The sequence below is a fragment of the Mastigocoleus testarum BC008 genome (assembly GCF_001456025.1).
GTDB lineage: Bacteria > Cyanobacteriota > Cyanobacteriia > Cyanobacteriales > Nostocaceae > Mastigocoleus > Mastigocoleus testarum.
Genome location: NZ_LMTZ01000008.1, coordinates 12631 through 27895 on the forward strand (window position 1 = coordinate 12631; position 15265 = coordinate 27895).

Below are 15265 nucleotides of genomic sequence, written 5' to 3' on the forward strand. Positions count from 1 at the left end.
GATTCTTGCTTGTAGTACAATTAATTATTATTTATCACTTCACTACTTACATAGTCTGCCCTAATATTCACTATTCATACTGGTAAAAATGCCGATTACTTTTGCCCTGTCAGGATTTCTAGCTGTTGCTCTGGCGTTAATACACTTATTTTGTGGTAAATTACGTTTTGTTGATATACCTCGCAGTCGCTGGCTTAGTGGTGCTGGAGGTGTTTCCGTAGCCTATGTTTTTATACATTTATTACCGGAGCTAGGCGAATATCAATCTATATTAAAACAATCTGAACCGGGAATAACTTCTTATTTAGAAAACCATGTTTACCTCATAGCTTTAATTGGTTTGGGAATATTCTATTGGTTAGAACGCTTAGCGATTTTATCCCGTCAGCAACAACAAAAAGCAGGAAAAGGTAAAGTTACAAGTATAGAAATTTTTTGGTTGAATATAGTCTCTTTTGCTATTTATAATAGTTTAATTGGCTATTTATTACTGCATAGAGAAGAAACGGATATTGCCAATTTAATTTCGTTTGCATCAGCCATGGCACTACATTTTATTGTTAATGACCACGGTTTAAGGCAAAATCACAGAAGTATTTACGATCACGTAGGTAAGTGGATATTAGCTTTCTCAATTATTTTTGGCTGGGTTATTGGTACTGGGCTAGAAATCAGTGAAAGCGCGATCGCCATATTATTTTCTTTTTTAGCAGGTGGAATTATTCTTAACGTTTTGAAAGAAGAATTACCAGAGGAAAGAGAAAGCCGTTTTTGGGCTTTTGCTTCAGGTGCTTTTATTTACGCTGTTTTATCTAATACTCAAACAATAATAGAATTTTACCGGTAAATTAATTGACTCTAACTTAATGGATTCTATTATTAGAGTGAAACAATTATTTTTTAGCTTCAGATACATCGAACTCAACTATCTGTGGCGATTCTTCTTGGAGTATAACGCTAATATCTCCGTTACTTTCTAAGCGCGCTATTTTTACTGAATGGTAATCGTCAATTTTTGCTTGTAGGCGTAATGAAGAAAGTAAATCCTCATAAGTTATATTACCTGCTCTCATACCTTGACGATTAATTTTACCGTCACGAACTAATATAATAGATTTTCCCTTGATTAACCTTTCAAATCTTTTCGCATGAAAAGCAATAGTTGCAAATACCCAGTGAATTCCCATTAAAACCACTCCTGCTCCCAGAGTCGGGAAAAAAGGAGCAGAACCATTAATTGCACGACTTAATGTTGCACCAAAAATAATACTTAAAGTAACATCAAATATTGCATGCTTCCCTAAAAAACGTTTATTTCCTCCTAGCCTTACTATTCCTAATGTAACAATATAAACAACTGCTGCCCTTACTCCCATTTGCCACAGGCTTAGTTTTTCAGTATTTAATCCTAACAACTCATTTATTGCACTTCCAATTGTGTCAATTACCATAGATTTTCTATTTCACACCACATAATCGATTATTGTCCCACCGTTCAAGTAATTATTTTGCAGTCAGTGCATTAGAGCATTTCTACAATAAACAAGATATGACCTAACTTTATTTTCTCTTTCGCCTCAACTCTATAAGTAAATGAACTAAATTATTCAGCCCATTTACTACAAAACTCCCCAAATCATTAACATTAAATGAAGGTATGATTTTTGAAATTATATTTGATATTTAGATTTTCTTAATGTTAAATTTTATTTTCTCTTAGATTTAATGTAATTATAGGTCTATCTAGAGAAGTAATTACGATAAAATTTACACTTCCCTTAGTTTAAATATATTTTTGTCTGTAGGGTGATGATAATAAACTTCATTTCTAGATATAACTAATATAGTCAAGTGATTCTTATTTAACTAAGCTGATATATGACCTTTATTTTATTAGCTTAAATTAAAAAAAATCTTGCTTTTTTCACAGGTATTTTATATGGAATCTAAACAAGAATATCAAAAAAAGATGGAAGCACAGCTTCAAAATCTACAGACAAAAATTGATGAGTTTAAAGTAAAAGCTTCTTTAGCTAAAGCTGATGCAAAAGATGCCTATGATGAACAAATTTCAATTTTAAATACTAAGCAACACGAAGCTAAACTGAAGTTTCAAGAGATTCAAAAATCTAGTGAAAGTGCTTGGGAAGATATGAAGTCCGGTATGGAAAATGCTTGGAATGATTTGCAAACATCTTTTAATAAAGCTACTGCTAATTTCAAGTAATTTATAAAAAACCAGAAGTATTATTATTTTTGCTGTTTATTCGCAGCTTTATCACTTAATTAAATGGAGGAGAAAAATGGAGAACACTCGTAAGTTTTTTGCAAATATTCGCCCTTTACAATTTCTAGTCGCGGTTTTCACTTGTCTTACCCTATTATTTAGTAGCGCTTACCCTGCATTTGCAATTGGAAGTTATAAAAGTACTCCTTCCGAAGGCGAAACTAGTCTAAATCAAATTCAGAAAGAAACCGATAAAGTAGCTAGCTCAAAAGCTGGAAATCCTGATTTAGAAGAGTCTCAGGCTAAAACAAGGAAAGGTTTGAATTCAGTTCAAGGTAGTGCCGATAAAAATAAAATGAAGCGCCCATCCAACTCTCAAAGTGCAACTACTGTTCAAGATAAAGTGGAAGGATTTTTGGAAAATGTTACTGGCAATTAATAAATAGCTTTTTCTTTACTTTTCCGAAAAAATAGTTTTTTAGGTTGCGCTCTCATCAATTAACTTTATCATCGCTAGGAAATAATACTTGTTTGTTGAGAGCAGCTTTTAAACTTAATATTTTGTTTAACAATTATATTACTCCTCAAGGATAAGCTATGTAGTTAGTTTATCCTCGAGGAGATTAATTATTACTGAGAATAAATAATAATTTATGATTTAAAAGTATTTAATACTCAATATTGTAATAACAAAACAAGAATTAAATGTCGTAATTATAAACGAATGAATGAGAAATAAAACTCTATCTATAGATTATTACTTATGATTGATTTTTGGGGTCGAAGTATGTGTTGAAATACTAATAGATGAATGAAACGAAATGTAAAGAGTCAATTATGCGAAGTATTAATATTGGTTTAACCGAAGAACAACGTCAAGGAGTGATTAAGTTATTAAATCACGATTTGGCAGATGCTTATGTGTTACTGGTGAAGACCAAAAAATACCATTGGGATGTAGTTGGACCACAGTTCCGCACTCTACACGAACTGTGGGGAGAGCATTACGAAACTCTCACCGAGAATATAGATTCTATTGCTGAACGGGTTCGCGCTTTAGGTGGATATCCTGTAGGCACAATGAAAGGATTTCTAGAAATTACAACTTTGAAAGAAAATCCCGAGAACCTTCCTTTAGCAACTCAGATGGTAGAGAGTTTAGTAGAAGATCACGAGCAGATTATTCGTAATCTCCGCGAACATATCGATAATTGCTCAGAAGATTTTCATGATGAGGGTACTGCTGACTTCTTAACTGGATTGATGGAAGGTCATGAAGAAATGGCTTGGATGCTGCGCTCCTTTATTGAAGGAGAGTCCATCAGTTCAGATGGTCAGAAACTACAATCCCGTCAAAAAGTTGCAGCAGGTGTATAGAAGTTAGTTGAATTTAATGGGAGTGATGGAATTACTCCCTAGGTACAGCTGAATTTTATATAGCTCACTTCCTGCAAAGATACAAAAATACTTACGTTGCAACAAAGTAACAAGATTATTAGAATTTAGAGGGGTTTCGATGCCTGATTACAAAGCAGAACGTACAATCTCAGGAGTTTTCAAACAGGAAAGTCAAATAAATGATGTAATTCGACGCTTACTAGATAGAGGTATACCTCGGGACTATCTATCGGTAATGGGTAATAATTTTCAATCCCAAACTAGAATTTCAGGTTTTATTTCTAAAAAAGATGTAATTCTTGGTGGACTACGAACCGGAGCTGTTTTTGGCTCTTTGTTCGGTTCCTTGTTGGGTCTACTCACCGGTGTCGGTGTGTTGTTTATTCCTTTTGTTGGATCTGTAGTTGCAGCAGGTCCAATTGGAGGAGCATTACTTGGTGCTGCTAGTGGTGCTTTGGCTGGTAGTACTGGTGCAGGTTTAGCGTCAGTACTGATTACCTTAGGAATGTCTGAAGATAAAGCTGCGATTTATGAAACTCGTCTTAAAGCTGGTGAATTCATCATCATGGCTGAAGTCCCGAGCGATCGGACCGGCGAGTTTCAATTATTAATGGAAAGTGCTGGCGGCGAAGAAGTTCATATAATTGAGAAAACATTACCTCGTCCTTGTCCCGGTCGTTGTAAAGGTCCTCAAGATTTAGCGCCAGAAGTTCGCTCTCATCTCTCCGAAGCAGCACAAGAAACTTTTATCGAACGCTACAATTCAGTCTTTGATGAAACTAACGACGAGACGAAAGCTGAAGAAGCAGCCTGGGCGCAAGTTCATCAGCAGTATGAAGAAGATGAAAATGGTGTCTGGTCTAAGGCTAAAGTGACAGCTTAAGAAAACGAATCGGTAAGGTAAATACTTTGACCAATTTCGATAAGTTTGACGCTCATTTTGATTCTATAGTCTTCTTTATCTGTGGTGGGAATATCTTGCAACATTAATACATGATAGAGGGTAAGATATCCCCCTACAGAAAATCGATACTATTAATCGAATAGATTATCATTTTTTGCTCTTAAGAATTAAGTACACTAGTAGTTGCGTTTCTCAGGACATTTTGCAAGAAAATTTCTCTATTACCTTTAAATTAAAATGTAAAGTTTCAACAGATATACCTGTTGCTGTAGTAACTAGTTACGTTGTTAATTTCTCTTAAAAGACATAAATTACAACTTACTTCAGTTAAGGCGACTAGTATAACTGGGAAAAACAGATAATTTAAGCTTCTGTTCTCTTAAATTCATAACTCCTTGTCTCAAAATTCTTAGCCTCAAAATTCTTAGCCTCAAAATTTCTAGCCTCAAAATCTCTAGCCTCAAAATTTCTAGCCTCGGAATACTCAGCCTTAAAACTTTTAGGCTCATTAAAATATTTCAGTTCAAGATAAAAGATTATTATGCAAAGTAAAGAAAGCCAAACTGAAGAATTTCGTCCCACTCCGGATCAAATTCCTGGACAGCAATTAGAGTATCCTGCAAAACAAGCAGACATGACTCCCCAGCCAGATAGCGATCTGTCCAACTATAGTCCGGCGAATAAACTCAAAGGAAAGACAGCCATAATTACTGGTGGAGATTCGGGAATTGGTCGGGCTGTTGCGATCGCATTTGCAATGGAAGGTGCAAATGTAGCAATTGTATATAACAAAAATGATGAAGATGCCGAAATCACCCGTAAGAGTGTAGAAAAATATCAGCAAACTTGTTTGACAATTAAAGCTGACGTTCGGGACTTCGAGTCTTGTCGTCAAGCCATCGAACAGACGGTAGCAAAGCTTGGTGATTTAAATATTTTGGTAAATAACGCCGCTTACCAAATGACACAAGAGCGTTTTGAGGATCTTTCACTCGAACAGTTCCGTCAAACAATGGAAACCAATGTTTTTGGCTACTTCTACATGGCAAAAGCAGCAGTACCTTATCTCAAAGAAGGGGACACAATTATCAATACCGGTAGTATTGTCGGCAAGATAGGTAAAGAATTTCTAGTAGACTATTCCACCAGCAAAGGGGCGGTACATACCTTTACTAAATCCCTAGCGTTAAATTTAGCCGAGCGTAAAATTCGTGTGAATGCAGTGGTACCCGGTCCGGTATGGACGCCAAATATCCCGGCGACAATGCCTGAAGATATGGTGGAAAATTTTGATACTGATTCTGCTTTAAAACGAGCCGGACAACCAGAAGAATTAGCCCCGGCCTACGTATTCCTAGCATCTCAAGATAGTAGCTTTGTTACAGGTGCCTTAATTGATGTCACTGGTGGACAACTCTCTAGTTAACGGCTCACAGGACATTTAGGTTGCTGGAAATTAGAAGTCAAAACATTGAAATATACCCGATTCTACCTCGGTATATTTCCATGTACTCTTCATCCAATTTGAATGAATATTTTTGATTCGAGATTGCATAGAGCATGGGATATAAGCTATCCAAAAGCAGGAACTTAGCGAAATTCCTATGCTCTTTCTCGAGATCTAGCTCGTTTTGCTTGCAAACTTTTTTTTCTTGAATTATTAAGATTTTATATAAGTTAAATCTCCTGCCGAATCCTTATCTGTAAAGAGAGCTTATATAGATTCCACCCTTGAAAATACAATAATCCCCAGAAACACAATTTGATACGAAAAAATAATGTCTACTCACTACGATCTAATTATTATCGGAACCGGTGCAGGTGGTGGAACTCTGGCATATGCTTTAGCTCCTACAGGTAAAAAAATTCTTTTATTAGAAAAAGGTGGGTATATTCCCAGAGAAAAACGTAATTGGAATCCCAAATATATATACATTGATGGGCTTTATCGTACTGAAGAGCGCTGGTTGGACCCGAAAGGAAGTAACTCACAAGGGAGTGAATTTCAGCCGAATCTTTATCATCGGGTAGGAGGTAGTACAAAAATATATGGTGCTGCTCTGTTACGAATGCGGCAAAAAGATTTTGAAGAAATGTCCCATTATGGCGGTATTTCCCCTGCTTGGTCGTTGAAATACGAGGATTTTGAGCCTTACTACACCCAAGCAGAAAAAATTTATCAGGTTCATGGAAACCGAGGAGAAGATCCAACCCAACCATTAACAGACGCAGATTATCCTTTCCCTGCTCTACCCCATGAACCACGAATTCAGCAAGTTGCTGAGAATTTACAAAAGCAAGGTTTACAACCGTTTTCTCTCCCCATGGGAATCGACCGCAATTCTCGTAACCCACTAAAAAGTAACTGTATTAGATGTGATACTTGTGATGGCTACCCTTGCTTAGTGAATGCTAAAGCTGATGCTCAAGTTTGTTGCGTGGATAAAGCCATAGAACATGAAAACGTTACGTTATTAACAGGAGCGCAAGTCGAGCGCCTGGTAACCGATGCTTCCGGTAAAGAAGTTAAAGCAGTGGAAGCTACTATTAATGGTAATAAAGAAACTTTTAGTGCCGATATTGTTGTAGTTGCTTGTGGAGCAATCAACTCCGCTGCGTTATTATTACGTTCTGCGAGCGATAAACATCCCCAAGGTTTGGGAAATAGCAGTGGGATGGTGGGACGTAATTTTATGAAACACAATACAACCAAATTTTATGCCATCTCCACCACTCCTAATGAGACAGTCTTTCAAAAAACACTGGCAATTAATGACTTTTATTTTGGCTCGCGGTCTGACTCTTATCCTTTAGGTCACGTCCATCTAATGGGGAAACATAAGTGGGAGATGATGCGACCGGATTTACCCAACTGGTTACCGAAAAGTTTACTACAAGTAATGGCTAAACATTCTGTAGACTGGTGGGCGCAATCAGAAGATTTACCAGATATGAATAATCGAGTTGAGGTAGACGCCAAAGGTAAAATTGTCGTTAACTATCATCCAAATAATACTAAGGCTCACGAGCGTTTGCGGCATCAGTTTACAGAGGTTTTACGCAAAGCTGGGTTTTCCCTAATTTTACCAATTCCATCACCATTAAAAATTATGAATCATCAGGTAGGTACTTGTAGATTTGGTACCGATCCTCAAAGTAGTGTACTTGACTTAAGTTGTCGCACCCATGATATTAATAATCTCTATGTGGTAGATTCAAGTTTCTTTCCTTCAAGCTCAGCAGTAAATCCGACATTGACGATTGCTGCTAATGCTTTACGAGTAGCACAACATCTGAAAACACGCTTAAATATTGGAGTTAGAAGTTTAGAAACAGGCGCTTATATGAAATTGAAATATCAACAGTCAACCAGTACTAATAATGATCCTAGTTTATAGAATTTTATTGTAGAGCAGGGAATCATATCTAATATTATGAATACTGTAAATATGCAAGTAAAATCTCCTAGTTTTAGCCCTACTAATTACAACAAAGATGTTTTAGGAACTTATTTACTTGAAATTGGTAGAGAACCTTTATTAACTCCCAAGCAAGAAGTATTTTATGCCCAGCGAGTAGAACAAATGAGGACTTTGCTAAATTTAAAACAAGATTTAGCAGATAAACTTCAGCAGCAGCCAACACTGGAAAAATGGGCATCAGAGGCTAGTCTTACCGTTCCCGAATTACAGCGAATTTTATACAGGGGAAAAGATGCGAAGGAGAAGATGGTTCGATCAAATTTAAAATTAGTAGTATCAATAGCCAAGAAATATCAATATCATAATTTGGATTTAATTGACCTGATTCAAGAAGGAAGTTTAGGTTTACAACGTGCCGTAGAAAAATTTGATCCCTCCAAAGGTTTTAAATTTTCTACCTATGCTTATTGGTGGATTAAGCAAGGAATTACCCGTGCAATTGAATATCAAAGTCGAACTATTCGGCTCCCAAGCCATATTTGTCAAAAGTTAAAGAAAATTAAGAAAGTACAAACAGAACTGACGCAGAAGTTAGGTCGTGCACCTACAGTTGCAGATATAGGTGATTATATTTCTGTTGAAACAGAAAATTTACAAAAATATCTACAAATTGCTCGCAAACCAATTTCTCTGGAACTCAAATTTGGAGAAACACAAGATACAGAACTACAAGATTTACTTGAAGATCCAAATTCTTCTTTAGAAAAGAAAACTAATGAAAATTCTGTAAGGGAAATTCTCCAAACAATGATCTCTAAGTTGAACCCTCAGCAACAGGAAGTGATATCGCTACATTTTGGTTTACAAGATGGTCACGAATTATCGTTAAGAGAAGTTGCCAAGCGTATGAATATTTCTTATACCAGAGCACGGCAAATAGAGCGTCAGGCATTTTCACGTTTGCGGCGAGAAACAAAAGGTATGAAAGAATTTTTTCTATACAACTAGTCCAAAAAGAAAGGAAATAATAAGCCGTGAGTAACGAATAACAGGTAATGAGTAATAAATAATCTATTAATCAAAAGTGATAAATTAAAAAAACAAGTTAAAAAAAATGATTAAGTCTTGGATGATAATTGGGGCTGTAACCTTTGTTGTAGCTCTGGGAGCTAATATCCTTAGACCTAAAGATGTTAAATGGTTTAAGCGTTTACGTCGTCCTTCTTGGCTGACTTTTGAAAAGCTAATTCCAATTATTTGGACAGTAGTTTTTATTTGTGGTGGCTGGTCTGCTTATATTGTTTGGGAAAAAAATCCAGGTACTTACCAAACCTGGTTTTTAATGGGACTTTACTTACTGCTAGAGGTGGTAATTGTAGCTTATTCTCCCTTAACTCTATGGTCGCGAAATCTTAAGATCGGAACCTTTGTCGGTGGAGCCGGTTCTGCTTTGGGATTAATTGTTACTTTGATAGTCTTACCAGTTTCCGCATGGGCTGCTGTACTATTACTACCTTATCTAATTTGGAGTCCGATTGGCACTTACACTACCTGGGTAATGTATCGCTTGAACGCAATTGATGGAGACTTGAACGCGAACCTTTGAAAAAACTATACCCAATGTTACACGTGCTTTAATCTCTAGACAGAATTAAGTTTGGGATTTTTTGTCTATAATCTGCATAAATCTTTGATTTAATAACTAACTTTGATTTAATAACTTCCGGTCTTAGTAAAAACATTATGAATGCAGAGTTATCAACTGCTTGGGAAAGAGCGCGAGCAATGATAGATGGTTTCATTGCTTTGTTACCAAGCATCGTTTTAGCACTAGTTCTTTTTACAATTATTTTCTTTGTAGCTAGAGCGATCAAGAGATTAGTTAGAAGATTAACTCGCAATCGTCGGAACGCACGCAACTTAGGACTGGTATTGGGAAGATTAGCCCAAGGGACTATAGTGCTAATTGGCCTATTTCTCTCTTTAACAATTGTTGTTCCTTCTTTGAAAGTAGGGGATTTGGTACAACTGTTGGGAATTAGTGGGGTTGCGGTCGGCTTCGCTTTCCGAGATATTTTGCAGAACTTTTTGGCTGGAATTTTAATTTTACTCAATGAAGCTTTTGAAATAGGTGACCAAATAGTATTTAAAGGTTTTGAAGGTACTGTAGAAAATATCGAGACCAGAGCAACTACAATTAAAACCTATGATGGTCGTCGAATAGTCATTCCTAACGCAGAACTCTTTACTAACTCAGTAACGGTAAATACAGCTTTTGAACATCGTCGAATACAATATGATGTTGGGATTGGATACGGAGACGATATCGATTTAGCAAAACAGTTAATTTTAGAGGCAATACATGAGACAGAAGGCGTTCTTAAAAATCCGGCTCCAGATGCAATAGTAGTTGATCTAGCAGATAGTACCGTAAAAATTCGCGCTCGTTGGTGGATCGCACCACCTCGTAGGGCTGAAGTTTTAGATTTTCGCGATAAGGTTTTAGCAGCAATAAAAAATAAGCTTACCGATTCGGGTATTGATTTACCGTTTCCCACGCAACAAATATTATTCCACGATCAAACAGAGGAGACTGACGGAGATAGAATACGTCAGAGAGAGGGGTGGCCTGCAGGTAATGGCAAAACTCCTAAATCCCACACTATTAGCAGCCATCTCCAAAAAATTGCCCAAATGAAGCAAACTAAAAATAATAATTATAGTATGTGACCTAATTTACTAATCTCAAGAAATACTGCTACACATTAACTCTCTCACATTAATTCTCTGAATCCGTTATTTGTCTTGCTTGAACGCGCTACAGATTTGGAGGCAGCAAGCTGTATGACTACGTCACACAATACCTATAGCTGCGCTACCTACGGATCCGGTACGCTACGCTAGCAACGCTAACATCCGTAGGATGCGTACTAACACCTCTGGTACCCCTCACATTCGCGGGATACATACTAATACCAAATCCGATTTTTAAAACCCCTTTATATTCTTTGGGATTTCCCGCCATACTTCCCGCACCTCCCTCATTTTAAAAAGGGGTAATTAACCCGGACTTAGTATAATACTGCAGGTGCGTGCAAACAACCTTACCTGTTACTTTGGGAAAGCGCATGGTAGTCGCGCTGCTCACTTTCATAATACCTTCGGCTTGCCACGTTCTAAGTATAAAAATTTTAAATAAATTTGGTATAAAATAATATGTAACACTAAAAACAGTAATGTGAAAAACACGCATATTTTGGTATCAATGGAGTTACTATAGATGGACTGCTATAGTCAAGAATGTATTTTCCATTCTCCATTCCCTAGCTTAATCCGACTTTATTTCCACTTCGAGTCCGGGTAGTCCTTCAATTTTTTCTTTTAATTCTTCGGCAGGTATAAGGGGAACAAAAACATTCAAACCTTCTTGGACACAGGCTACATCAATTGGAGTTTCACCAATTAATTCTCCATCTAAAACCACTTTTTGTGGAGGTTCGGTGCTTACTTTGACTTTCTTAGCCCGTAAATAACCAATATCATCTCTTGTTACTGCATCACCGTGAAGACCTGTTTGTAGCAAATGGTAAGAGGCTGCGATCGCACTAGCCCAGGTGTTTGATGCAACAATCGTTATGTCTAAAAATCCATCGTCACCAATAATTCCTGCTGGACCTTGAGCTAAAACTGAAGTCGCAGGAGCAACATTTGCGATCGTAATCGCAGTTGCAGCAGTACGAATAATTTTTTCCTCAGTTTCGATTTCAACTTCAAAAGTATCTATATTATTTAATTGTTTAATTCCGGAAAGTATATAAGCTAAAGCACCCCATTTACTTTTAATATCTCGAGAAGCCCCTTCTACCGTTTCCGCTTCGAAACCGACTCCAGCAAGTAATAACATGGGCTTATTATTACATTTAGCAACGTCTAATCTGCGTAGTTTACCATTAATAATAGTTTGACAAGCCTTTTCAATTGTATCGGGGATTCCTAGAGCTGAAGCAAAAGCATTTGCAGTTCCTCGTGGTACTACACCCAAAGGAATATCAGTTCGTATTAAGGCCTTAGCTACTGCTGAAAGGGTACCATCACCACCAGCGGCAATGACTATTTCTGCACCATTTTTAACTGCTTCTTCGGCTATTTTGCCGGTTTTTAACTCTTTTTTAGTAAATTTAATATCTAAATCAAATGCGGGTGATAGTAAATCGCGTATAGTATTTAAATCCTGTTCAGGATTACCTTGACCTGCTGCGGGATTAAAAATCAAACTAGCTTTACGAGTTGCCATAGAATCTACATTTTCTAAAGAAATTTAAATTTTTTCTGCTGCTATTATATTTTTTTCATCGGCTGTTATTATATTTTTTACTAATCATAAGTAAAGTTAAACCCAATCTAGGTAAAATATTTTTCTTTTTATATTACTTCTCACTCTATACAAAATAAGTTTTGATAATAATTTGTAGGCATGTCTTATTTCTTATACAATAAATAATTGTTATAACAAGAATTATAAATAGCAATAGATAATTATTGACGATGCAGAAAAAATATTTACATACTGATTAATTTACATAATCTATTCCCTATTCTTTACTCTCCATTACCTGTTTCTACACTTAAAATAAATGACTAAATTTTCTCATTTACTTAAATAAGTAAGTCTAGGTTTAATACACACCTAGACTACTAAATTGATCTCATAAAAGCTCAAATTAGTCGATTGCTTTTTTTATCTGATCTTTAGCATTCTCAACTTTGTGCTGCATTTGAGCTTCTGCTTGCTTAGCCTGACCCTCAGCTTTATCCTGAGGATTTCCAGTAATCTCCCCTAAAACTTCCTGAGCTTTACCTTCAATATTTTTTGCAGTTGCCTTAATTCTATCTTCCGTACTCATACTTATTGACCTCTTGAAAATTTAAATTTCATAATATTATTTTATAAATTAGCAAAATTTTCTATACTCGTACTTCACACGGAGGACAGAATAATTGCAAATTTATATTCAGTATTTAGTTAGGGATTTTTGAAATTTAACTATATCTTTTGATAGGCTCTGTTTATATCCAATAAATTATTTATTACCTTTTCAAGTAGGCTCATATTTCTTTCAGTTATATATGTTGCACTTATATTTATTCCAAACATTTATTCCAAAGTGGTCCACCTGCGCCGACAGCCAACATTTTTTTGGAAAATTTCCAAAATTTCCAAAATTTACTTTAAGATACTATTTGTTTGACTCAACGATTTGAGATAAATTTAGAATTTAACTAAAAATCGATTTTTAAGCAAAATGTATCTATAAAAATGTCACTTAATTTTTCCAAAAACGGGGAAATATTTCGGGAGGTAAATTTTGCGAGCTAAATTTGTTGCATTGGCTATTTTTTCAACTTTAATAATTGTTGGAGTGACGCCAAACTTGGTTGGAGCGCAGATCCCTTCGTTGCATCAGTTGCAATTACCTTCTAAAGGAATAAAAAATCTTGAAAATAGAATCGTTTCCGACTGGGTTTACTTAGATGGAAGGCGTTTGTTTCGAGTAGCAGCACCAAAATCCAAACTTGGAGAACGTTTACAAACTATTCAAGCTAAGCTGGATGATATTAGGCAAGATTATTTGAAGCGACCCAACGAAAAGGTAGATATAAAAGTACTAAACCAAGAAAATGGGTCCCCAGCTATTTACGTAAACGATCAAGAAGTTTTAGAAATTACCGAACAAGATGCAGAATTGAATGAATCAGACCAAAAAAACTTTGCATCTAAAGTTCGAGATATCTTAGAAGAGAATTTACAAAAAGCTAAACAGGAACGTCAAAAGGAGTTTTTACTACAACAAAGTAAGATCGCAGCAGCAACAGGGTTAGCAATGGTATTTTTGAGTTTGGGTATTTACACTATCTCTCAACGACGCTCAAAACAGCTGTCATCAGAAGGTAAACATCCAGTATCAGATAAAACCAAACCAATTACTACTCTGCTGAAACAACAACAGAAACAGCATTTGCGAGAAGTTAGGCGAAGAGTTTTACAATTAACTCATACAGGAATTTGGGTTGGAGGAAGTTGTTTCATCCTAGGCTTATTTCCTTATACCAGACCGCTTCAAGTCGCAATTCTCACTGGTGCTCAAATTCCTCTACGCCTTACAGTTATCGGCGCGATCGTCTACATTACAGTGCGGCTAAGTTATTTCATTATCGACCGCTTAACTTCCGCATTCGTTAAAAGTAGTGCTTTAATTACTCCAGAAACATCTCATAGATTACAACTACGTGTTTCCACCATATCCGGAGTTACTAAGAGTATTGTTACTCTCATCTGGCTAGTAGCTGGTGTCCTTTTGGGTCTCACAACTTTAGGGGTTGATATCGTTCCCTTACTAGCAGGTGCTAGTTTAGTTGGTGTTGCGCTTTCTCTTGCTTCCCAAAATTTAATCAAAGATGCAATTAACGGTTTTCTAATTGTTCTAGAAGACCAGTATGCTCTTGGTGATGTAATTAATGTTGGGGATGTAGGTGGTTTAGTAGAAAATCTCAACCTAAGAATGACCCAAGTACGGGATTCTGAAGGGCGTTTAATTACTATTCCCAACAGTGAAGTTAGAATAGTAGCCAATCTTTCTAGTCGCTGGTCTCGTGCTGATTTGAGCATTCCTGTTGCTTATCAAACAGATATTGATAAAGCTTTGGAATTAATTAAAACTGTTGGTTTAGATATGGCAAAAGACCAAGAATGGCGATTGCGTATTCTCGATACTCCAGAAGTTCTGGGAATAGAGAATTTTGGCGAGAGAGGTGTGATTATTCGGGTGTGGATCAAAACCCAACCTTTAAAACAGTGGGACGTAGCCAGAGAATATCGACGTCGTGTAAAAATTGCTTTTGACCGAGCTGGAATTTCTATCCCCATACCCCAACAGTCTATCTGGGTAAACGAAGCTCAATCTTCACCATCTCAAATTTATCATAAAAGTTAATAATCTTAATTTATAGCAGCAAAATAATAATTCTCTTAATAATTGAAGAAAGATTATATCACGACATATACTTATAGTGTAAAATATTATAATTAAATAATATTTTTTGTAAAAATCATAGATTTCTCATGTATGATATATGAGTACGGTAAGTTACCACTTAGTATCGTTTTTCTATCAACTTAAAAACTTATTTCTCTTCTGAATAAAATTGCCAGAGCAGAGCGCTTTTAACTTGATATTGCTAAATACGAGCCAATTCATCCGGAAACAACGCTGTCTAGCCGCTGGAGAAGTGCCTCGTCTGCGTTTTTCGAAGACC

Annotated in this window: 14 protein-coding genes; 11 read left to right on the top strand and 3 right to left on the bottom strand. The window is 36.2% G+C overall.

Annotated elements, in window-relative coordinates; all coding sequences use genetic code 11:
- The first annotated feature begins 88 nt into the window (after positions 1-88).
- Positions 89-847, top strand: a complete 759-nt coding sequence (locus BC008_RS02580; RefSeq protein WP_058183067.1) for a hypothetical protein — start codon at positions 89-91, stop codon at positions 845-847.
- 46 nt (positions 848-893) lie between these two features.
- On the opposite strand, the gene BC008_RS02585 is transcribed toward BC008_RS02580, so the two are convergent.
- The gene (locus BC008_RS02585; protein WP_036265453.1) at positions 894-1451 is read right to left on the bottom strand and encodes a DUF421 domain-containing protein; all 558 of its coding nucleotides are present in this window, start codon (positions 1449-1451) and stop codon (positions 894-896) included.
- 488 nt (positions 1452-1939) lie between these two features.
- On the opposite strand from BC008_RS02585, the gene BC008_RS02590 reads away from it, so the two are divergent.
- The 9 genes from BC008_RS02590 to BC008_RS02635 all read left to right on the top strand — a co-directional run bounded on the left by BC008_RS02590 (position 1940) and on the right by BC008_RS02635 (position 10681).
- The gene (locus tag BC008_RS02590; RefSeq protein WP_027843358.1) at positions 1940-2227 is read left to right on the top strand and encodes a sll1863 family stress response protein; all 288 of its coding nucleotides are present in this window, start codon (positions 1940-1942) and stop codon (positions 2225-2227) included.
- A 76-nt stretch (positions 2228-2303) separates the two neighbouring features.
- A complete protein-coding gene (locus BC008_RS02595) occupies positions 2304-2666 on the top strand; it encodes a hypothetical protein (protein WP_027843359.1) in 363 nt (120 codons plus the stop codon).
- Positions 2667-3064: 398 nt separating this feature from the next.
- Positions 3065-3604 (top strand): Dps family protein, encoded by a 540-nt coding sequence (locus BC008_RS02600; RefSeq protein WP_027843360.1) that lies wholly within the window; start codon positions 3065-3067, stop codon positions 3602-3604.
- A gap of 139 nt (positions 3605-3743) precedes the next feature.
- Positions 3744-4508, top strand: a complete 765-nt coding sequence (locus BC008_RS02605) for a ChaB family protein (RefSeq protein WP_027843361.1) — start codon at positions 3744-3746, stop codon at positions 4506-4508.
- Positions 4509-5070: 562 nt separating this feature from the next.
- Entirely contained in the window at positions 5071-5955 is an 885-nt protein-coding gene (locus BC008_RS02615; protein WP_036265455.1) for a glucose 1-dehydrogenase, read from the top strand.
- Positions 5956-6307: 352 nt separating this feature from the next.
- A complete protein-coding gene (locus BC008_RS02620; RefSeq protein ID WP_063800734.1) occupies positions 6308-7927 on the top strand; it encodes a GMC family oxidoreductase in 1620 nt (539 codons plus the stop codon).
- A gap of 36 nt (positions 7928-7963) precedes the next feature.
- A complete protein-coding gene (locus BC008_RS02625; RefSeq protein WP_027843363.1) occupies positions 7964-8959 on the top strand; it encodes a sigma-70 family RNA polymerase sigma factor in 996 nt (331 codons plus the stop codon).
- Positions 8960-9065: 106 nt separating this feature from the next.
- The gene (locus BC008_RS02630) at positions 9066-9557 is read left to right on the top strand and encodes a TspO/MBR family protein (protein ID WP_027843364.1); all 492 of its coding nucleotides are present in this window, start codon (positions 9066-9068) and stop codon (positions 9555-9557) included.
- Between the two features lie 137 nt (positions 9558-9694).
- Positions 9695-10681, top strand: a complete 987-nt coding sequence (locus tag BC008_RS02635; protein WP_027843365.1) for a mechanosensitive ion channel family protein — start codon at positions 9695-9697, stop codon at positions 10679-10681.
- A 598-nt stretch (positions 10682-11279) separates the two neighbouring features.
- Here BC008_RS02635 and BC008_RS02640 read toward each other — a convergent pair.
- Both BC008_RS02640 and BC008_RS02645 read right to left on the bottom strand, forming a co-directional pair.
- Complete coding sequence (locus BC008_RS02640) at positions 11280-12245, bottom strand: YegS/Rv2252/BmrU family lipid kinase (RefSeq protein WP_027845334.1); 966 nt, start codon at positions 12243-12245, stop codon at positions 11280-11282.
- Between the two features lie 427 nt (positions 12246-12672).
- On the bottom strand, positions 12673-12855 hold the full coding sequence (locus tag BC008_RS02645) for a CsbD family protein (protein ID WP_027845335.1): 183 nt from the start codon (positions 12853-12855) through the stop codon (positions 12673-12675).
- Between the two features lie 462 nt (positions 12856-13317).
- Between BC008_RS02645 and BC008_RS02650 the strand changes: the two genes are divergently transcribed.
- Entirely contained in the window at positions 13318-14943 is a 1626-nt protein-coding gene (locus tag BC008_RS02650; protein WP_027845336.1) for a mechanosensitive ion channel family protein, read from the top strand.
- Positions 14944-15265: the final 322 nt, after the last annotated feature.